Below are 19956 nucleotides of genomic sequence, written 5' to 3'. Positions count from 1 at the left end.
CTCACCTCAGCCGACTCCCGCACCTCAGCCGACCCCCCGGTCACCTCAGCCGACCCCCCGCACCTCAGCCGACTCCCGGGTCGACCGCACATCAACCGACGCCCCCGAGCTCCTCGATGGCCGTCGCCGTGTTCGACGCGGCCGTCGTGTCGCCGGCTGCCGTGAACAGTTCCCGGGCCCGCACCAAGTGGGTGCGGGCCTCGGTGACTTCGCCGCAGTGGCGCAGCGCCGTCGCGAGGCCGGTGAGGGCCTGGGCGTGGAAGCGGTCGAGGTCGCCGTGGGAGCGGGGTGCGGTGACGATCCGGAAGGCCGCCACCGCCTCGGGCCAGCGCTCCAGGGCCAGCAGGTCGTTCGCTATCTCGTGCCGCAGCAGGGCCTCGACGTAGGCGTCCAGGCCGGGCACGTCCCCGGCGGAGGTGCCCAGCAGGGCCCGGTGCAGGGTCAGCGCCTCCTCCGCGCGGCCGGACTCACGCAGCGCCTTGCCGAGCACCCGCTGCGAGACCGCACGGCCCGCGGTGTCGCCGGTCTCCTCGAAGAGCCGGGAGGCCCGCTCGGCCGCCTCCGCCGCCTCCGCGGGCCGCTTCAGACTCAGACAGGCCCCGCTGATGTACGCCCACGCCCACGCCTGCTCGCCGAGGGCACCGGTCCCGGTCGCCAACTCCAGCGCCCTGCGCGCCAGTTCCTCGCCCTGCACGTACTGGTAGGCGCCGACCGAGTGGGCCCAGGCGAGGCAGTTGAGCTGGTGGGCCTCGGCCGTGCGGTCCCCGAGCGCGGCCGCGGACCGGGCGCCGTACGAGAAGAGGGTCCGCCACTCGGGCCACTGGTGGCGGCGGTCGGAGAACCAGTACAGGGTGCGCGAGACATGCAGGATCTCCGCGTGCCGGTCCGCCGCGCACAGCACCGGCAGGGCGCCCGCCCAGTTCGCGCGCTCGGCGGTCAGCCACTCCTCCGCCGCCTCCGCGGACCCGGGGGCGAAGGCGGCGACCTCGCCCGGCCACGGCTCCGGCGCGCCCGGCGCCTCGAACCAGCGCCCCGCCGCCGAGGCCGACCGCAACAGCCAGTCCGCCATGCCGAGTCGGACCGCCTCCGCGGTCTCCTCCTCGTCCCGCAGGCGCTCCCGCGCGAAGAGCCGCACGAGGTCGTGCAGGGCGTATCGGCCGGGCGCGGTCTCCTCCAGCAGCCCCCGGTCGACCAGCAGGTCCAGGGAGCCCTCGGTGGTCGGCGGGTCCTCGCCGGTCAGGACGGCGGCGAGCTCGACGCCGGTGTCATGGCCCGGGACCAGGGCGAGTCGGCGCAGCAACAGCCGGTGCGGGTCGGTGAGTTGGCCGTAGGAGAGGGCGAGGGCGCTGCGGACGGCGAGGTCACCCGCCACCAGGCCGCTCAACCGGCGCTCCTCGTCCGCGAGTTGGCCCACCAGCCGGGCCGGGGTCCAGCTCGGGCGGCTGGAGAGGCGGTTGCCGACGATCCGCAGGGCCAGCGGGAGGTGGCCGCACAGCTCGGTCAGCCGGGTGATCGCCTCGGACTGGCCGTCGGTGCGCGGGGCGCCGAGGATCCGCCCGAGGAGCCGCGCCGACTCCCCGCCGCTGAGCCCGCCGAGCCTGATCCGCCGTACCCCTTCGAGACCGGCCAGCGGCCGTCGACTGGTGACCAGCACGAAACTGCCCTCGGCGTCCGGCAGCAGCGGCCGGGTGAGCGCCTCGTCGGCCGCGTCGTCCAGGACGATCAAGGCCCGCCGGCCGGCGAGCGTGGTCCGGTACAGGGCCTCGCGGGCGACCGGGTCCACCGGGATCCGGTCGGACGGCTGGCCGAGCGCGGTGAGCAGGAGGACCAGTGCCTCGGCGGGCGGCAGCGGCGCCTCGCTCATGCCGTGCAGCTGGACGCAGACACTGCCGTCCGGGAAGGCGCCGCTCAGCCGCCGTACGGCCTCCGCGGCCAGGGTCGTCTTGCCCTGCCCGCCCGGCCCGAAGAGGACCGCGGCACGCGTGCGCGTGCCGGTGGCGAGCGCCTCCAGGTCCGCCAGTTCCTGCCGGCGCCCGGTGAAGTCCGGGACGGTCCGCAGGAGATACGGCGGTGTCGGTGCCGGCGCGCGCTCCCGGCCGGCGTCGGCCAGCCGCTGGAGGCGCTCGCGCTGTTCGGTGTCGAGCCGGAGGGCGGCGGCGAGCGCGTCGACGGTACGGCGCTGCGGGCCCCGGCTGCGGCCGCGCTCCAGGTCACCGAGGGCGCGCACACTCACCCCGGACGCCTCGGACAACTCCTCCAGGGTGAGCCGGGCGGCCCGGCGCAGGGAGCGCAGCATCACGCCGAAGGGGGTGCTGCCGGGGGGCGGTTCGGACTGCGGTGGTTCAGGTGCATGACTGGTCATCACGACAATTAGAACAAGCGCTCTCTAGTTCCGCCTGTACTTCTGCCTGGCGGGCACACGCCGATCCTGGTGAGCTGGAATCTCCCTACGCGAAGGACGACCCACATGCCGTACATCACCGTCGGTCAAGAGAACAGCGCCCCGATCGAGCTCTACTACGAGGACCACGGCACCGGACAGCCGGTCGTGCTGATCCACGGCTACCCGCTCGACGGCCACTCCTGGGAGAAGCAGCTGCCCGCGCTCCTGGAGGCCGGCCACCGGGTCATCACCTACGACCGCCGCGGCTTCGGCCGCTCCTCGCAGCCCACCACGGGCTACGACTACGACACCTTCGCCGCCGACCTCGACAAGGTCCTCACCACCCTCGACCTGACCGACGCCGTCCTTGTCGGCTTCTCGATGGGCACCGGCGAGGTGGGCCGCTACCTGGGCACCTACGGCTCGGGCCGGGTCGCGAAGGCGGCCTTCCTGGCCTCCCTGGAGCCCTTCCTGCTCAAGACCGACGACAACCCGACGGGCGTGGACCAGTCGGTGTTCGACGGCATCCTGGAGGCCGTGACCAAGGACCGGTACGCCTACTTCGACGCCTTCTACCAGGACTTCTACAACCTGGACGAGACGCTCGGCAGCCGGATCAGCGAGGCGGCCGTGCGCGGCAGCTGGAACGTGGCCGCGGGTGCCTCGGCGCACGCCTCGGTGGCCTGCGTGCCGACCTGGATCACCGACTTCCGCGCGGACGTGGCGAAGATCGACGTGCCGGCGCTGATCCTGCACGGCACCGGTGACCGCATCCTGCCCATCGACGCCACCGGCCGGCCCTTCCACGCGCTGCTGCCGTCCGCCGAGTACGTCGAGATCGAGGGCGCCCCGCACGGCCTGCTGTGGACCCACGCGGAGGAGGTCACCTCGGCGCTGCTGGCCTTCCTGGCCAAGTAAGCGGGCTGCTCGCGCCCCGAGGCACCCCCGGGAAAGGGGTCACTCGCGCCCCGAGGCGGTCACCGCGAGCAGGGCCACCAGCCCCGCGGCGATCGCCAGCGGAAGGGCGAGGCCGTGGTGGAGCACCAGCCACGCGCCGATCCCGGCCCCGGCCACCATCGCGATCACCGACGCCGTACGGCGGGGGGAGCGCGTGCCGGGGCCGCCTCCGGCCCGGGAGTCCGCGGCGAGGCCGGTCAACGTCATGGTCAGCACGGTCGTCGTCAGGTCAGGGACGCCGAGCCTGCGGACCGTGGCGTTGCGCAGGCCCATCGCGAAGGCCGTCACGGCGATCAGGGTGTAGGCGGTGGCCGTGGCGCCCGGCGCGGCGAAGGCGACCACGGCCGAGATGCCCAGCAGCACCGCCTCGGCGGCGAGCGTGAGGCGGGCCCAGGTGCGGCGGGAGCCGGCGCCGAGCCGTACGGCGACCCGGCCGCCCGCCATCGCGCCGACCACGAAGGACCCCAGCGAGGTCAGGGTGTGCTCCACCGAGAAGCCGGGTGCGCCGGCCGCCGCGAACCCGAGCACCACCACGTTGCCGGTCATGTTCGCGGTGAAGACGTGTTCCAGGCCCAGATAGCTGACCGCGTCGATCAGTCCGCTGACCACCGTCAGCCCCAGCAGCACGGGCACCAGGCGCAGTCCGCGTGCCTCGGGGTCGTGGGCGGGCTTCGTGTCGGCGCCGCTCTGTTCGCTCATCGAGTCTCCGGACGGCCGGACGGGCAGGGTGCACCCAAGTCCACCACGGAAGCGGGGGGCTCTCGGATGTCGGGGGGATCCGGGCGTCCGTAGCGTCGACGGACATGAGTGATGAGACACGTGAATCCCATGGAAAAAGGGCGAGTTGGCGACGCGGACTCGCCGGAGCGGCGGCCTTGCTCCTGGCCGGGCTCGCCGCGGCCCCGGTGGCGGCGGCCGCCGGTGAGCCCACGCAGCGGACGGCCCGCGGTGAGCTGGTCTCCGTCGCCCCGGTCGCCGACCGGGACGCCGGGCAGGTCAGGGCGTTCCTGACCGGGCGGGACGTCGACGCCGGCGTGGTGCGGTACGGCGTACGGGCGTACCGGCTGACCTACCGGACCGTCGACCCGCACGGCGCCCCCACCACCGCGACCGGCCTGCTGACGCTCCCCGGGGGCGGCCCGCACCGCCTCGACCTGGTCTCCGACACCCACGGCACGATGGTCGACCGCGACTACGCGCCCTCGGCGAGCGAGGACTTCGGGCGCATCCCGTCGTACCTGAACGCGAGCGCGGGCCGTGCGGTCGCCGCCCCCGACTACCTCGGCCTCGGCGGGGGGCCGGGCCCGCACCCGTACATGGACACCGCCTCGTCCGTGACCGCCTCCCTCGACATGCTGCGCGCGGCCCGGACGGCGGCGGACCGGCTCGGCCGTCCGCTCACCGGGGACCTGTACGTGACGGGCTTCTCGCAGGGCGGCCAGGTCGCGATGGCGCTCGGGAAGGCGCTGGACGGCGGCGCCGACCGGAACTTCCGGCTCAAGGCACTCGCCCCGGTCAGCGGCCCGTACGACCTGGAGGGCCAGGAGATGCCCGCGCTGTTCGACGGCCGGGTCAACGACGTCAGCGGGGTCCTGTACACCGCGTACTGGCTGGTCGCGCAGAACCGGCTGCACCCCCTCTACAAGGACCCCGCCGACGCGTTCCGCGCGCCGTACGCGAGCCGGGTCGAGCGCCTCCTCGACGGCAGCCACGAGCAGGAGGAGGTCGTCAGGGGACTCGCGCCCTCGGTGCGGCGGCTGCTCACGCCTCTTTTCTACGAGCGTCTTCGGCACCCGTCCGGCGCCGTGCTGGAGGCGATGCGCGCCGCCGACCACACCTGCGACTGGAAACCGGAGGTGCCGGTGCGGCTGTACGCCGCCGGCGGCGACACCGACGTGCCGCTCGCCAACACCCGGACATGCGCCCGCACCCTCGCAGGTCAGGGAGCGAGGGTGCGGGTGGTCGAGCAGGGGGCCGTGGACCACTTCGGGTCGGTCGTGGTGTCGGCCCCGCAGGTGGTGCGGTTCTTCGACGGCGTACGGCGGTGAGCGGCGCGGTGTGCCGAGGGGGTACGGCGGTGCTGGGCGCGTCGGCTCAGTACCAGCCGTTGGCCTGCCAGAAGGCCCAGGCGCCGGTCGGGCTGCCGTAGCGGGAGTTCATGTAGTCCAGGCCCCACTTGATCTGGGTCTTGGCGTTGGTCTTCCAGTCGGAGCCGGCGGAGGCCATCTTGGAGCCCGGGAGGGCCTGGACCAGGCCGTAGGCGCCGGAGGAGGAGTTCGTGGCGTTGACGTCCCAGCCGCTTTCGTGCTCGACGATCTTGCTGAACGCGTTGTACTGGGCGGCGTTCGGGATCATCTGGTGAGCGATGGCCTTGGCCTGGGCGGAGGAGCTGGTCGTGGCCGCCTGGGCCGGCGCCGCGGTCAGGACCAGGCCGGCGGTGGCGGCGGCCATCGCGGCGGTGGTGATGGCCTTCTTCGGGGAAGCGATGCGGCGGGCGAAGCGGGAGACGGACACGAGGAACCTTTTCTTCGGGGACGGTGGTGTCGCTCGCGGTCCCGGGGGACATGCGTCGGCGCCGAGGCCCGTGGGCTTGTCGGCGCCGTGCGACGTCGTCCACAGAAACAGGCTCGGAAGGCGTCCGCAATGACCCCTTTTACTAGTTGTGGTCGAATCGCCGGGAATGACCGCCCGTGTGATCCGGCTCTCAAAGTGCAGGTCAGAGGGGGTGTGTGCTGGGCGTTATGTCGGAATTGTTCCTACTGTTCCCTGTAGTAGGTGAGCTGGGTCATGTGGGGCGCTTCACCGCCCGGGCGCCTCGAATGTGACCTGGGCCTCGAAGGCGGCGCGACGGGTGGCCCGGCGCAGCCCCCTGAGGAGGGCCGGGCCGAGGGTGAGCGTCAGGACGACGGTGACCAGCGCCCGGCCGAGGTCCCAGCCGAGGGACGTGGCCAGGCAGTACGCCACGAACCGGGCCAGGTTGGCGGGGACCCCGGCGTGCGGGTCGAAGGCGATGTTCGAGGCGAGGGCGCCCATGAAGGGCCAGCCGGCCATGTTCATGGCGGTGCCGTAGGCGAAGGCGGCGAGGAAGCCGTAGGCGGCAAGGACCCGGACCTCTGTACGGCGCCCTGTGCGGGCGGGTACCGGCAGCAGACCCGCGCCCATCGTGAACCAGCCCATGGCCAGCATCTGGAACGGCATCCACGGCCCGACCCCGCCGGTGAGCAGGGCGGACGCGAACATCGTGACGTTGCCGAGCACGAAGCCGAAGCCGGGGCCGAGGACCCGGCCGCTCAGCACCATCAGGAAGAACATCGGCTCGATACCGGCGGTGCCCGCGCCGATGGGTCTGAGGGCGGCGCCGGTCGCGGCGAGCACACCGAGCATCGCCACGGCCTTGGGGCCCAGGCCCGACTCCGCGATCGACGCCGCGACCACCGCGACGAGGAGAACCAGCAGACCGGCGAAGAGCCAGGGGGCGTCCTGGGTGTGGCTGCCGACCTGTGAGTCCGGCGGGGCCAGGAAGGGCCAGCCGAAGGCGACGACGCCCACGGCGCTGACCAGGGCGAGGGTGAGGAGGGAGCGGGGGCCGAGGCGGACGGCGTTGGAGGTGCGAGGCGTGCCGGAGGGCCGGGTCATGGCAGGGCCTTTCGCACCTGGGCCACCGTGAGCCACCGTTGCGGGGCGAGGATTTTGCTGACCTGCGGGGCGAAGGAGGGGGAGGACGTGATGACGTCCGCCGCCGGACCGTCGGCGATCACCTCGCCCTCGGCCAGCAGGATCACCCGGTGGGCGAGCTCGGCGGCGAGTTCCACGTCGTGGGTGGCCAGCATGATCGCGTGGCCGGTGGCGGCGAGGTCCTTCAGCAGAGTGACCAGGCGGGACTTGGCCGCGTAGTCCAGGCCGCGGGTCGGTTCGTCCAGGAGCAGGAGGGGTGGGCGGGCGGTCAGGACCACGGCGAGCGCGAGGGCGAGGCGCTGGCCCTCGGACAGGTCCCGGGGGTGGGTGTCGTCGGTCACTCCCGGGAGCAGGTCCGTCACGAGGGCGCGGCAGGTGCCGGGTGCCGCGTCGGCGTCCTTGTCGGCGGCCCGGCATTCGGCGGCGACCGTGTCGGCGTAGAGCAGGTCCCGGGGTTCCTGCGGGACGAGACCGACCCGGCGGACGAGGTCCCGGGGCGCGGTGCGGTGGGGCGGGGCACCGCCTACTCGGACCGTGCCGGTGCTCGGGGCGACGAGTCCTACGAGGGTGTTGAGGAGGGTGGACTTTCCGGCGCCGTTGCGGCCCATGAGGGCGATGGTCTCGCCGGGGCGGACGGTCAGGTCGATGTGGGTCAGGGCCTGGACGTGGGCGCGGCGGACGGAGAGGGCGGTGACGTCGGCGATGTTCGGTGCGGGGGGAGTGGGGCGCGCGCGGAGCGCCCGCCTTCGGCGGGGCGTTCCGGGGTTCCCACCCGCACCACCCGTTTCGCTTTCGTTGGGTGGCCCCTGTGGGGCGAGCCCGCCGTCGGCGGCCGCGGGTGCGCTGTCTGTCGGTACATGCCCGGTCAGTCGCTCCCGCAGGTCCCCCGCCCTGCGCCGTGCGTCCCGCACCGTCAACGGCAGTGGGGTCCAGCCCGCCAGGCGGCCCAGGTCCACCACCGGTGGGTACACCGGGGACACGGCCATCATCTCGGCCGGGGTGCCCAGGCGCGGCGGGGTGCCCGGGGACGGGAGGAGGGTGACCTGGTCGGCGTACTGGATGACGCGTTCCAGGCGGTGTTCGGCCATGAGGACCGTGGTGCCGAGGTCGTGGACCAGGCGTTGGAGGACGGCCAGGACCTCCTCGGCCGCCGCGGGGTCCAGGGCCGAGGTCGGTTCGTCCAGGACCAGGACCTCGGGGTGCGGGGTGAGGACCGAGCCGATCGCCACGCGCTGCTGCTGACCGCCGGAGAGGGTGGCAAGAGGCCGGTCGCGCAGCGGGGCCAGGCCCAGCAGGTCCAGCGTCTCCTCCACCCGGCGCCGCATCACCGTCGGCGGCAGGCCCAACGACTCCATGCCGTAGGCGAGTTCGTCCTCGACCGTGTCCGTCACGAAGTGGGACAGCGGGTCCTGGCCCACCGTGCCGACCACGTCGGCCAGTTCGCGCGGCTTGTGGGTGCGGGTGTCGCGGCCGGCCACCGTGACCCGGCCGCGCAGGGTGCCGCCGGTGAAGTGCGGGACCAGTCCGCTGACCGCGCCGAGGACCGTGGACTTGCCGACCCCCGACGGGCCGACGAGCAGGACCAGTTCGCCCTCCGGAACCTCGAAGTCGACGCCCTGGACGGTGGGTTCGGCGGCCCCGTCGTACGTCACGGAGACGTCCTCGAAGCGGATCACGGCGACGGCTCCTTGGGGGCGGGGGTGAGGAAGGCCGGCAGGAGGCCCACCAGGACGGCCGCGGCGGGCCACAGGGGAAGGGCGGGTGCGACGAGCGGGACCACGCCGGGGTGCAGGGCGGCCGGGTCGGTGACGCTCGCGACGGACATCGCGGCCGCGGCGGCCGCGCCGGATCCGGCGACCAGGAAGGCACGGGGAGTCCAGCGGTCCGGCCGGTAGCGCGTGCGCGGGGTGCGGCGGCCGCCCAGACGCAGGCCCGCGAGGGCGGCGGCCAGGCCGGCGAGCAGGACGGGAAGGCCGTACGTGCCGCCTTCGGCGGTGAGCAGCCCGTACGTTCCCGCGCAGACCCCGAGCAGACCGCCGAGGGTGAGTGCGGTGGTCGTACGGCGGACTCGGGGCGCGACCTCGGCGGTGCGGCCGTAGCCGCGGGCGTCCATCGCGGCGGCGAGGGCGACCGAACGCTCCAACGCGCCCTCCAGGACCGGGAGTCCGACCTGGAGGAGACCGCGCAGACCGGTGTCCGGGCGGCCGCGGAGACGGCGGGCGGCGCGCAGGCGCTGGACGTCGGCGATGAGGTGCGGGGCGAAGGTGAGCGCCACGACCACGGCGACGCCGAGTTCGTAGAGGGCGCCGGGGAGGGACTTGAGGAGGCGGTGCGGGTTGGCGAGGGCGTTCGCCGCGCCCACGCAGATGAGCAGCGTGGCCAGCTTCAGGCCGTCGTAGAGGGCGAAGACGAGGGACTCCGCGGTCACCCTCCCACCCAGCCGGATGCCCTGCGCCCAGTCGGGGAGCGGGAGTTCGGGCAGCGTGACCAGGACATGGGTGCCGGGTACGGGGGAACCGAGCACGACGGTGAACAGGAGGCGGACGAGGAGGACCGCGAGCGCGAGCTTGAGGAAGGCGCCGTAGGAGCGGGACCAGGGGGAGGGGCGGCGGCACGTGGCCACCACGTAGGCGGAGACGGCGACCAGGAGGGCGAGGAGCAGCGGGTTGCCGGTCCGGGTGGCCGCGACACCGAGGGAGAGCGCCCACAGCCACCAGGCACCGGGGTGCAGGGACGCCGGGCGACGGGCGGCCGGGGCAGGCCGGGTGCCGGCCCCGTCCGTCGGGCGCACGGCCGTACTACGCATCGCGGCGGCGCCTCGCCTGCCAGGTCGCCGCCGCGGCCAGTGCCACCACGGCCGCCGCTCCCGCCCACAGGCCCAGCGCCGGGCCGTCGTCCTGCTTCTTCTCGGCGGGTGCCGTCTTCTTCGCCCCCGCCACCGCCTCGCCGCAACCCGTCCGGGGATACCCCGAGATCGCGCACAGCAGGGCGTTGGTGTTGTAGCGCAGCGGCTTCGCGCTCGCGGCCAGGGCCTCGGCGGTCGTCGCGTCGGGGGCCACCACCGCGCACACGGTGCGCCGGGCCGGTGGCCGCTCACCGGAGGGCGCGTCCGCGGCCGTACCGAAGTCGATGACCAGGGCCACGCGCTTGCGGCCCTCCTCAGCAGGCGTGCGCGCGCAGATCGCGTGGAACGACGCCGACCCGCGGGGCCTGGTCGCGTCCGAGGAGTCCTCGCTCACCGCGAAGCGGAACCCCTGGACGTCGCCGTCCGAGGGGACCGCGGTCGACGGGCCCTGTGTGGCGTACGTCCAGGTCGTGCCCGTGCGGTCCCAGAAGGACCAGTAGCGGTAGCCGGTGGCGTGGGCCGGTGCCGTGACGGAGAGGAGCAGCCCGGCGAGGACGCAGAGGAGGGCCGCCCGGCGGATCACGGCCGCTTCCTCTTGTTGCGGCCGCTGAGGAGGAAGCCGATGCCCGCGCCGGCGGCGAGACCCGCGCCGACCACCCACCAGACGGAGCTGCCGGAGTCGTCGGAGTCGGCGGAGGTGCCCGAGTCGGCGGTGGCGCGCGAGGTGGTCTCGGGCGCCGGTCCCGTCGCGGTGAGCCGCTGCACCAGGTCCGTGCCGCCGAAGTCGCGCGGGTCGGCGCCGGCCGCCTCGGCAGCGAGGATCAGCTGGGCCCAGGCCGCCGGGCCGTTCTGCTGGGCCCACTTCGCGGAGTTCCGCTCCAGCCAGGTCAGGGGCTTCCGCGCGGCTCCGGTACCGCCCTGCACGGCCAGTGCGACCACCGCGTCCGCCGTGTTGCCGTAGTCGGGCTGGTTCTCGGCGCCGGGCAGGACGGACTTCAGGTAGCCGTCCTTCGCGACCGCCTCGGCGAGGAAGGAGGCTCCGTTGGCCGCGGCCCTCGCCGGGGTGAGGTGCGATGCGTCGGCGCAGGAGCTCTCCGCCGTGGCGCCGGCCCGCGCCGTCAGCGGGCCCGTTCCGCGCGCGGCGACGACAGCCGCCGCCGTCGCGTCCGCGTTGGCCTTGAGCTTGCCCTTCTTGTCCGGCTGGTAGGCGAAGGCGCCCCCATCGGCGCACGGCAGGGACAGCTTCAGCAGGGCGTCGTAGGGCGAATGGGCGCCGACGCGGATCTTCGAGACCGGGGTGTCCTGGGTGGCCAGGGCGCCGATCACCACCGACGTCGAGTTGGCGTCGCTGGCCCCGCCGGGCGCGTAGCCCCAGCCGCCGTCCTTGTTCTGGACGGACTTCAGCCAGGTCACCGCCTTCGTGACCGCGGTGCCGTGCCCGCCGACCGCGGACAGGGCCTGGGCGGCGGCGGCCGTGCTGTTGGTGTCGACCATCAGCTTGGCGTCGCAGGCCTTGGCCGGGTCCGCGCGGAACGCCGGGAACGCCCCGTTCGCGCACTGCTGCCCGGCCAGCCAGTCGACGGCCGCGGCGGCGGGCGCCACGTCGACCCGGTGCAGGGCGATCAGCGCGAAGGACTGCCGCCAGACCCCGTCGTACGTGGGGTCGCCGCTGCCGTACAGCCCCGAGGGGAGGGACGGCGTCGGGGACGGTGAAGCGGCGACGGCGGGCGTGGCCGTACCGATCGCGACGGCGGCGGCCAGGACCGCGGCGCTGCGGCGGACGTTCATGATCGGCGGATGCCCTTCTCCCTGCGGGGAGCCGGGCAGCACGGGAGGACCCCCGGGCGGCTCGGCTCCGTGTACCTCGACGGTGCCGCGCACCGGCCGGTTGCCGGTGCGCGCGAGCCGGTCACGAACCGTGCGGGGCAGTCCGGCTCACCGCCTGGAGGACGGCTTACGGTTGCGGGTCAGCGCCGGAATTGCACCGGCTTCCCCCCGTACGGGTGTGATACGACCTGGCCACTCTACTCGCCCGTAGGGAAGCCGCTGAGAGCCGCCTGTGAGGTCTCGATGGTGGGTGTCCGTCCCTATACGGCCATGTATGTCACCGGATCGCTCCCCGTCACCGCCTCCGCCCGCCCCAGCTTCACCAGCCGCCGCAGATGCGCCTCGGCCTCGGAGACCGCGATGTTCCGCGAGCCGTAGGGGATCTGTTCCCAGGGCCGGTTCCACTCCATGCGCTCGGCGAGCTGCCAGGGGGTGAGGGGCTCGGCGAGGAGGGAGCGCAGGTCGGTGAGGCGTTCCTCGTGGTGGGCGAGCAGCTCCTGGACGCGGGCGGACGCGTCGGTGAAGACGTGCTGGTGGGCGGGGAGCACCTCGGCGGGCGCGAGGCGGCCGATCCGCTCCAGGGAGTCGAGGTAGTCACCGAGGGGGTCGGTCACGGTGGCGTCGTCGGGGTCCTCGTACAGGCCGATGTGCGGGGTGATCTCGGGGAGCAGGTGGTCGCCGGAGAACAGGCGTCCGTGGCCCGGGAGCCGGGCCGGGTGGTCCTCCTCCAGGTGCAGGCAGACATGGCCGGGGGTGTGGCCCGGGGTCCAGATCGCGCGGAGTCTGCGCCCGGGGAGGTCGAGGAGCTCGCCGGGGACGATCTCGCGGTCGGGCAACGCTGGGGAGAATCCCGGGAGTTGGCGACGGCGGGCGGTGCGCAGGGGTGCCACGTGCTCCTCGGGTGCGCCCGCCGCCTCCAGCTTGGCCGTCATGTAGCTGAACCAGCGCTCGGCCCGGGTCTCCCGGGTGCGCCGCACGATCGCGGAGTCCGCCGCGTGCATGGCGATCCAGGCGCCGGAGGCCTCGCGCACCTGTCCGGACAGGCCGTGGTGATCGGGGTGGTGGTGGGTGACGACCACGCCGTGGATCTCATTGACGCCGGTCCCGCACGCGGTCAGCCCCTCGGCGAGGGTGTCCCAGGAGGCCGGGTCGTCCCAGCCGGTGTCGACCAGCACCGGCCCCCGGTCGGTCTCGACGACGTACACGAGCGTGTGGCCGAGGGGGTTGTCGGGGATGGGCACCTGGACGGACCGGACGCCGCCACCATGGTCGTACACCTGCGCCATGAGCTCCCCAATCACCGCGTTCCGGCCATCATAACTAGAACCGGTTTCGACGGTAGCCTGAGGTCACCAACAGCCGTGGTGTGCGGGCCGTGGACTCCTCCGAGTGGAGCTGGTATCAGTTCCGTATCTGATGGATCGTCAGCAAGCCGCCCCTGGGAGGCGTTCGCCATGGCCGAGCTCGTGGAACACGGACAGCTGTTCATCGGCGGGGAGTTGACCGACCCCCGGGGCACGGACGTCATCGAGGTCATCTCCCCGCACACCCAGGAGGTCATCGGCCGGGTGCCGCACGCCTCCCGCGCGGACGTGGACGCGGCCGTCGCCGCCGCCCGCACCGCCTTCGACGAGGGACCCTGGCCGCGGATGTCCCTCGACGAGCGCATCGAGGTCGTCACCAGGATCAAGGACGCCATCGCGATACGGCACGAGGAGATCGCCCGGGTGATCTCCTCCGAGAACGGGTCGCCGTACTCCTGGAGCGTCCTCGCCCAGGCCCTCGGCGCGATGATGGTCTGGGACTCGGCGATCACGGTCGCGCGGAACTTCGTCTACGAGGAGACCCGCGACGGGGTCCTCGGCCGCATCCTCGTGCGCCGTGAGCCGGTCGGGGTCGTGGCCGCCGTAGTGCCGTGGAACGTCCCGCAGTTCGTGGCCGCCGCCAAGCTCGCGCCCGCGCTGCTCACGGGCTGCACGGTGGTGCTCAAGCCGTCGCCCGAGTCGCCGCTGGACGCGTACATCCTGGCCGAGATCACCAGGGAGGCCGGGCTGCCGGAGGGCGTCCTGTCCATCCTCCCGGCCGACCGCGAGGTGAGCGAGTACCTGGTCGGGCACCCGGGGATCGACAAGGTCTCCTTCACCGGCTCGGTGGGTGCGGGCAAGCGGGTGATGGAGGTCGCCGCGCGCAATCTCACGCGCGTGACACTGGAGTTGGGCGGGAAGTCGGCGGCCGTCGTCCTCCCGGACGCGGACGTGGAGACGGCGGTCGCCGGGATCGTCCCGTCCGCCTGGATGAACAACGGCCAGGCCTGTGTGGCCCAGACCCGCATCCTGCTGCCCCGCTCCCGCTACGACGAGTTCGCCGAAGCCCTTGCCGCGGCGGCCAGTTCCCTGGTCGTGGGCGACCCGCTCGACCCGGCCACCCAGGTCGGCCCCCTGGTCGCCGAACGCCAGCAGCGCCGCAACCTCGACTACATCAGGATCGGCCAGGAAGAGGGCGCGAAGATCCTCACGGGTGGCGGACGCCCCGCCGGGCTGGACCGCGGCTGGTACGTCGAGCCGACGCTCTTCGGGGACGTCGACAACTCGATGCGGATCGCGCGGGAGGAGATCTTCGGCCCGGTGATCTGCCTGCTGCCGTACGGCGACGAGTCCGAGGCGGTGAAGATCGCCAACGACTCCGACTACGGCCTCTCCGGCAGCGTGTGGACGGCCGACGTCGAGCACGGCATCGAGGTCGCGAAGCAGGTCCGCACCGGCACGTACAACGTCAACACCTTCAGCCTCGACATGCTCGGCCCCTTCGGCGGCTACAAGAACTCGGGTCTGGGCAGGGAGTTCGGGCCGGAGGGCTACGGCGAGTACCTGGAGCACAAGATGATCCACCTGCCGGCCGGCTGGGAGGGCTGAGGCGATGGGGGACCGCTGGCACGTCGAGGTCGACCGCTCCCTGTGCATCGGCTCGGCCCAGTGCGTCCACACCGCCCAGGACGCCTTCCACCTCGACACGGCCCGCCAGTCCCACCCCACCGACCCGGAGACCGACGCCAACGAGAAGATCCTGGCGGCCGCCGAGAACTGCCCGGTCGAGGCGATCATGATCAGCCTGCTGGGGAGCGGGGAGCCGGTGTTTCCGCCGGAGGAGTAGGGAGCGGTGCGGTGGGGGTGCCGTCCGGTGGGGTGCCGGTGCCGGTCCTGTGCGCCGGTGCCGGTCCGGTGCCGGTGTACGCGTGCCGGGAACGACGGCGTACGCTGCCGCGCGGGTGGCTGCCTCCCGGCCCGGCTCGCAGCAGGCGTTGGCCCGGTTTCGCAGGAGCTTGTGGGCGAGCGCGGCGTCGTACCACCACACCGCCCTCGCTGCCAGGTCCGGGAAGTGAGCGAGCACCCGCCCGTACAAGTCGGCGCCCGCACCCGCTCCTCGGCGCCCCAGGCCGCGCGCGACGCCTCGACACCGGCGGTGAGCGCGAGGTCGCCCGGATCGAGCGGTTGTGCCGACTCGCGGCCGGCGCAGGTCACCGTGGCCGCGGGCGAGTCGGCCGACCTGGAGGCACTCCTCGCACTCTCGTCGCCCCCGAGGAGGAGGCCAGGCGGCTGCTGGAGCGCTGGGCGGGGGAGTCGGCGGTCGGACGGACCTGGAGCGGACTCGCGACGGTCGGCCAGGACTTGTCCGGCCGGTCATGTCGCTGTCAGGGTGCGAGCGTGTCAAAGACGAGCGTGAGCAACGAGACCGGCGACGTGGTCTGCCTGTGGGTCGAGCCGTGGGGAACCGATCACTGGATGCGTCCGGGTGAGGAGTTCACGGTGGTGACCGAGACGGAGCCGGAGCAGTCGCCGTTCAACGTGGTCGTGCATGACCAGGGCATCACGGTGTGGGTGAACGGGGGGCATGACGCCGAGGTCTTCGACAGGAACGGCGACCTGGTGCCGTGCGGGCATCAGCGGCCCGCCGAGGACCGGCCGGACAAGTCCTAGTCGGCCGTACGGCACGCGTGGCCGGTGAGGGAGCTCGCCGGCCAACAGGCCTACCGCCGTGGCTCCGTGAGGTCGATCAGCCGGCACACCGTCTCGATGTCGATCTTCACCTGGGCGATGGAGGCCCTCCCCGACAGCCAGGTGATCAGGGCCGAGTGCCAGGTGTGCTCGATCACGCGGACCGCGGAGAGCTGCTCGGGCGTCGGGTCCTGAAGGCCCATCGCGTCCAGGATGATCAGCGTGGTCTGGTGGGAGACCTGGTCGACCTCCGGGCTCACGCTGCGGTCCGCGAAGGTCAGCGCCCTGACCATCGCGTCGGCCAGGTGCGGCTCGCGCTGGAGGGCGCGGAAGGCCCGCATCAGGGTCTCCGCGACCCGCTCGGCCGCCGTCTCGCCCTGCGGCGGCTTCTTGCGGAGTGTGCCGTGCATGTGCTCCAACTGGTCCTGCATGGTGGCGACCAGCAGATGGATCTTGGACGGGAAGTAGCGGTACAGCGTGCCGAGCGCCACCTGCGAGGACTCCGCGACCTCCCGCATCTGCACCGCGTCGAACCCGCCCCGGCTCGCCAGCTGCGCGCTCGCGTGCAGGATGCGGCGGCGCCGCGCCTCCTGCCGCTCGGTCAGCGGCGGCGCGTCCGGTCGCGCGGTACTGGCTTCCACTCTGGGCGGCTTGGCCACCTTGTCCACCTTGGGTTCCGTGACAGTCCGTGAGGGCGTGTGATCACTCAGCATGACAGGGTGCCGGGCCGTGGCGCGGGCGCGGCGTTCGTGGCGTGAATCACCTGATCCACCGCTCACAGGGCCCCTACCTGCCGGTAGATTCAGAGCCTCCTGAACGATCAAGTCTGAAACTTGTTCTAGATTACCGTCTCGTCGTAATCTCGCGGGACAGTGCAGGCAGAAGGGGGCCCAGAGTGACCGCTGAGGCCAGTCAGGCGGGGTCTTTGGAGGACCTGGCCGCCGACGGCGAGCGACCGCTCCGAATCGCGCTCCTCACCTATAAGGGGAACCCGTTCTGCGGGGGCCAGGGCGTCTACACCCGGCACCTCTCGCGCGAGCTGGCCCGTCTCGGCCACCGCGTCGAGGTGATCGGTGCGCAGCCGTACCCCGTCCTCGACGGGGGTGTCCCGCTCACCGAGCTGCCCAGCCTCGACCTGTACCGCTCCCCGGACCCCTTCCGCACCCCGAAACGGGACGAGTACCGGGACTGGATCGACGCCCTGGAAGTCGCCACGATGTGGACCGGCGGCTTCCCCGAGCCGCTCACCTTCTCCCTGCGGGCCCGACGCCATCTCCGGGCCCGCAGCGGCGAGTTCGACGTGGTGCACGACAACCAGACCCTCGGCTACGGCCTGTTGGGCGACGTCGGCGCGCCGCTGGTGACCACGATCCACCACCCCATCACCGTGGACCGGCAGTTGGAGCTGGACGCGGCGGAGGGCTGGCAGCAGCGGCTGTCCAAGCGCCGCTGGTACGCCTTCACCCGCATGCAGAAGCGCGTCGCCCGCCGGCTGCCCTCCGTGCTCACCGTCTCCGGCACCTCCCGCCAGGAGATCGTCGACCACCTCGGGGTCCGCGAGGACCGTATCCACGTCGTCCACATCGGCGCCGACACCGACCTGTTCAAGCCGGATCCCTCGGTAAAGGTCGTGCCCGGCCGGATCGTCACGACCTCCAGCGCGGACGTCCCGCTCAAGGGCCTGGTCTTCCTCGTCGAGGCGCTCGCGAAGGTGCGCACCGAACACCCCGCCGCACACCTGGTCGTCGTCGGCAAGCGCCCCACCGAGGGCCCGGTCGCCGTCGCCATCGAGCGCTACGGCCTCGAAGGCGCCGTCGAGTTCGTCAAGGGCATCTCGGACGCGGAACTGGTCGACCTGGTCCGCTCGGCGGAGGTCGCCTGCGTGCCGTCGCTCTACGAGGGCTTCTCCCTCCCGGCCGCCGAGGCCATGGCGACCGGCACCCCGCTGGTCGCGACCACGGGCGGCGCGATCCCCGAGGTGGCCGGCCGCGACGGCGAGACCTGCCTCGCGGTACCGCCCGGCGACTCCGGCGCACTGGCGGTGGGGCTGAGCCGACTGCTGGGCGACCCGGACCTGCGGGCCCGCCTCGGAGCGGCGGGACGCGAACGCGTCCTCGCCCACTTCACGTGGGCCCGGGCGGCGGAGGGCACGGTGAGCAGATACCGGGAGGCGATCGCCGGGGGTGCGGCGGGGGGCACCTCGCGCGTCGCCCCGGAGCCTAGGGTCACGGTCACGGCCACAGCCACCGCCCCGGAGCCTGCCGACACCGTCGCAGCCCCGGAACCGGTCGGCGGCACCCCCGCGTCCCCGAGCGGCGGCGCCGGTGTCGGGTCCGCCGCTCCCAAGACCGCCGCTGCCCCCGCAGCCTCCACCCCAGACACCGGTGTCTATCCCGAAAGCAGGGCCACGTGCTGACCGTCGACTTCTCCCGGTTCCCGCTCGCGCCGGGTGACCGTGTCCTGGACCTCGGCTGCGGGGCCGGCCGGCACGCGTTCGAGTGCTACCGGCGCGGCGCGCAGGTCGTGGCCCTGGACCAGAACGCCGAGGAGATCCGCGAGGTCGCGAAGTGGTTCGCGGCGATGAAGGAGGCCGGCGAGGCCCCCGAGGGCGCGACGGCCACCGCCATGGAGGGCGACGCGCTCGCGCTGCCCTTCCCCGACGAGTCCTTCGACGTCGTGATCATCTCCGAGGTCATGGAGCACATCCCCGACGACAAGGGCGTACTCGCCGAGATGGTCCGGGTGTTGAAGCCGGGCGGCCGTATCGCCATCACCGTCCCGCGCTACGGCCCCGAGAAGGTCTGCTGGGCGCTCTCCGACGCGTACCACGAGGTCGAGGGCGGCCACATCCGCATCTACAAGGCGGACGAACTGCTCGCGAAGATCCGCGAGGCCGGGCTGAAGCCGTACGGCACCCACCACGCGCACGCCCTGCACTCCCCGTACTGGTGGCTGAAGTGCGCCTTCGGCGTCGACAACGACAAGGCGCTGCCGGTGAAGGCGTACCACAAGCTGCTGGTCTGGGACATCATGAAGAAGCCGCTGGCCACGCGGGTCGCCGAACAGGCCCTCAACCCCCTGATCGGCAAGAGCTTCGTGGCCTACGCGACCAAGCCGCACCTTCCCGCCGTGTCCGCCGTGTCCTCCGTGGACGCGCGGTGACGACTCCGCGTACCGAACACCTGGTCCTGCCCGGTGTGTTGACCGCCGAGCAGGCCACCGCGACCGTCGCCGGGATCCTGGCCGTGCAGCGGGAGGACGGGGCGATCCCGTGGTTCCGCGGACACCACCTCGACCCGTGGGACCACACCGAGGCCGCGATGGCGCTGGACGCGGCGGGCGAGCACGACGCCGCCGAGCGCGCCTACGAGTGGCTCGCCCGGCACCAGAACACGGACGGTTCCTGGTACGCGGCCTACCAGGACGGAAACTTCACGGAGGTTACCGACCGGGGGCGCGAGACGAACTTCGTCGCCTACATAGCCGTAGGAGTGTGGCACCACTACCTGTCCACCGGCGACGACACGTTCCTCGACCGGATGTGGCCGACGGTGTACGCGGCGATGGAGTTCGTGCTGGGGCTCCAGCAGCCGGGCGGGCAGATCGGGTGGAAGCGGGAGGACGACGGTACGGCTGTCGCGGACGGCCTGCTCACCGGGTCGTCGTCGATCCACCACGCTCTCCGCTGCGCGCTCGCGATCGCCGAACAGCGTGAAGAGGCCCAGCCGGACTGGGAGTTGGCACTAGGGGCACTGCGCCACGCGATCCGTCGCCATCCCGAACGCTTCCTCGACAAGAACCGCTACTCCATGGACTGGTACTACCCGGTCCTGGGCGGGGCGTTGACCGGCGCGGAGGCCAAGTCCCGTATCGAGGAGGGCTGGGAGCGGTTCGTCGTGCCCGGCCTCGGCGTGCGGTGTGTCGTCCCCAACCCGTGGGTGACGGGCGGCGAGTCGGCCGAACTCGCCCTCGCCCTGTGGGCGACCGGCGAGTCCGACCGGGCGCTGGAGATCCTCCAGTCCATCCAGCATCTCCGGGACGCGGAGAGCGGGTTGTACTGGACCGGGTTCGTGTTCGAGGACCAGGCGATCTGGCCCCGCGAACTCACCACCTGGACGGCCGGCTCCCTGCTGCTGGCAGTCGCCGCGCTGGGGGGACACGAGGCGACCTGTGCGGTGTTCTCGGGGGACCGGTTGCCGTCGGGGCTGGACCCGGACTGCTGCGCCTGAGAGCACGGGGACTTCTGCATGCCGGCGACTGCGGGTTGTTCGCGGCTT

The 19956-nt window shown here is 72.9% G+C and carries 18 protein-coding genes; 8 read left to right on the top strand and 10 right to left on the bottom strand.

Annotated elements, in window-relative coordinates; translation table 11 throughout:
• Positions 1-91: 91 nt before the first annotated feature.
• A complete protein-coding gene (locus tag AC2XR2_RS12945; RefSeq protein ID WP_491515109.1) occupies positions 92-2362 on the bottom strand; it encodes an ATP-binding protein in 2271 nt (756 codons plus the stop codon).
• A 105-nt stretch (positions 2363-2467) separates the two neighbouring features.
• Here AC2XR2_RS12945 and AC2XR2_RS12940 point away from each other — a divergent pair, with 105 nt between their 5' ends.
• Complete coding sequence (locus tag AC2XR2_RS12940; RefSeq protein WP_356454331.1) at positions 2468-3301, top strand: alpha/beta fold hydrolase; 834 nt, start codon at positions 2468-2470, stop codon at positions 3299-3301.
• 39 nt (positions 3302-3340) lie between these two features.
• Here AC2XR2_RS12940 and AC2XR2_RS12935 read toward each other — a convergent pair whose 3' ends face one another.
• On the bottom strand, positions 3341-4039 hold the full coding sequence (locus tag AC2XR2_RS12935; RefSeq protein ID WP_491515108.1) for a YoaK family protein: 699 nt from the start codon (positions 4037-4039) through the stop codon (positions 3341-3343).
• A 104-nt stretch (positions 4040-4143) separates the two neighbouring features.
• Here AC2XR2_RS12935 and AC2XR2_RS12930 point away from each other — a divergent pair, with 104 nt between their 5' ends.
• On the top strand, positions 4144-5388 hold the full coding sequence (locus AC2XR2_RS12930) for an alpha/beta hydrolase family protein (RefSeq protein ID WP_491515107.1): 1245 nt from the start codon (positions 4144-4146) through the stop codon (positions 5386-5388).
• A gap of 46 nt (positions 5389-5434) precedes the next feature.
• Here the strand turns inward: AC2XR2_RS12930 and AC2XR2_RS12925 are convergent, their stop codons facing one another.
• From AC2XR2_RS12925 to AC2XR2_RS12895, 7 genes are all read right to left on the bottom strand, one after another.
• Positions 5435-5854, bottom strand: a complete 420-nt coding sequence (locus tag AC2XR2_RS12925) for an aggregation-promoting factor C-terminal-like domain-containing protein (protein WP_381298935.1) — start codon at positions 5852-5854, stop codon at positions 5435-5437.
• Positions 5855-6139: 285 nt separating this feature from the next.
• Positions 6140-6976, bottom strand: a complete 837-nt coding sequence (locus tag AC2XR2_RS12920; RefSeq protein ID WP_491515106.1) for an ECF transporter S component — start codon at positions 6974-6976, stop codon at positions 6140-6142.
• Positions 6973-8691, bottom strand: coding sequence for an ABC transporter ATP-binding protein (locus AC2XR2_RS12915; RefSeq protein WP_491515105.1), 1719 nt, complete (start codon positions 8689-8691; stop codon positions 6973-6975). Before AC2XR2_RS12915 ends, AC2XR2_RS12920 begins: the two co-directional genes overlap by 4 nt.
• Positions 8688-9821, bottom strand: a complete 1134-nt coding sequence (locus tag AC2XR2_RS12910) for an energy-coupling factor transporter transmembrane component T (protein ID WP_491515104.1) — start codon at positions 9819-9821, stop codon at positions 8688-8690. The genes AC2XR2_RS12915 and AC2XR2_RS12910 overlap by 4 nt, the downstream gene beginning before the upstream one ends.
• Complete coding sequence (locus AC2XR2_RS12905) at positions 9814-10443, bottom strand: SCO2322 family protein (protein ID WP_491515103.1); 630 nt, start codon at positions 10441-10443, stop codon at positions 9814-9816. Before AC2XR2_RS12905 ends, AC2XR2_RS12910 begins: the two co-directional genes overlap by 8 nt.
• Positions 10440-11648, bottom strand: coding sequence for an SCO2321 family membrane protein (locus tag AC2XR2_RS12900; RefSeq protein WP_491515102.1), 1209 nt, complete (start codon positions 11646-11648; stop codon positions 10440-10442). The genes AC2XR2_RS12905 and AC2XR2_RS12900 overlap by 4 nt, the downstream gene beginning before the upstream one ends.
• Before the next feature lie 299 nt (positions 11649-11947).
• Positions 11948-12973, bottom strand: coding sequence for a Strvi_7410 family MBL fold metallo-hydrolase (locus AC2XR2_RS12895; protein WP_381298941.1), 1026 nt, complete (start codon positions 12971-12973; stop codon positions 11948-11950).
• Positions 12974-13141: 168 nt separating this feature from the next.
• On the opposite strand from AC2XR2_RS12895, the gene AC2XR2_RS12890 reads away from it, so the two are divergent.
• The 3 genes from AC2XR2_RS12890 (at position 13142) to AC2XR2_RS12880 (ending at position 15661) form a co-directional block, all read left to right on the top strand.
• The gene (locus AC2XR2_RS12890) at positions 13142-14599 is read left to right on the top strand and encodes an aldehyde dehydrogenase (protein WP_491515101.1); all 1458 of its coding nucleotides are present in this window, start codon (positions 13142-13144) and stop codon (positions 14597-14599) included.
• Between the two features lie 4 nt (positions 14600-14603).
• A complete protein-coding gene (locus AC2XR2_RS12885; RefSeq protein ID WP_381298943.1) occupies positions 14604-14837 on the top strand; it encodes a ferredoxin in 234 nt (77 codons plus the stop codon).
• A 551-nt stretch (positions 14838-15388) separates the two neighbouring features.
• Complete coding sequence (locus AC2XR2_RS12880) at positions 15389-15661, top strand: hypothetical protein (RefSeq protein WP_381298944.1); 273 nt, start codon at positions 15389-15391, stop codon at positions 15659-15661.
• 50 nt (positions 15662-15711) lie between these two features.
• On the opposite strand, the gene AC2XR2_RS12875 is transcribed toward AC2XR2_RS12880, so the two are convergent.
• Complete coding sequence (locus AC2XR2_RS12875) at positions 15712-16347, bottom strand: TetR family transcriptional regulator (protein ID WP_381298945.1); 636 nt, start codon at positions 16345-16347, stop codon at positions 15712-15714.
• Positions 16348-16574: 227 nt separating this feature from the next.
• On the opposite strand from AC2XR2_RS12875, the gene AC2XR2_RS12870 reads away from it, so the two are divergent.
• The 3 genes from AC2XR2_RS12870 to AC2XR2_RS12860 are packed head-to-tail and all read left to right on the top strand — an operon-like array spanning position 16575 to position 19908.
• Positions 16575-18095 carry a glycosyltransferase family 4 protein gene (locus AC2XR2_RS12870; RefSeq protein WP_491515100.1) on the top strand — a complete coding sequence of 507 codons (1521 nt, stop codon included), beginning with the start codon at positions 16575-16577 and terminating at the stop codon, positions 18093-18095.
• Complete coding sequence (locus AC2XR2_RS12865) at positions 18089-18841, top strand: class I SAM-dependent methyltransferase (protein WP_330267304.1); 753 nt, start codon at positions 18089-18091, stop codon at positions 18839-18841. Before AC2XR2_RS12870 ends, AC2XR2_RS12865 begins: the two co-directional genes overlap by 7 nt.
• Complete coding sequence (locus AC2XR2_RS12860) at positions 18838-19908, top strand: prenyltransferase/squalene oxidase repeat-containing protein (protein WP_491515099.1); 1071 nt, start codon at positions 18838-18840, stop codon at positions 19906-19908. The genes AC2XR2_RS12865 and AC2XR2_RS12860 overlap by 4 nt, the downstream gene beginning before the upstream one ends.
• The last annotated feature ends 48 nt before the right edge of the window (positions 19909-19956 follow it).

This window comes from Streptomyces sp. LS-MS-L19 (genome assembly GCF_058382285.1).
Note: the sequence above shows the minus strand (reverse complement) of the source record. Positions and strands in the feature narration are given on the sequence as shown.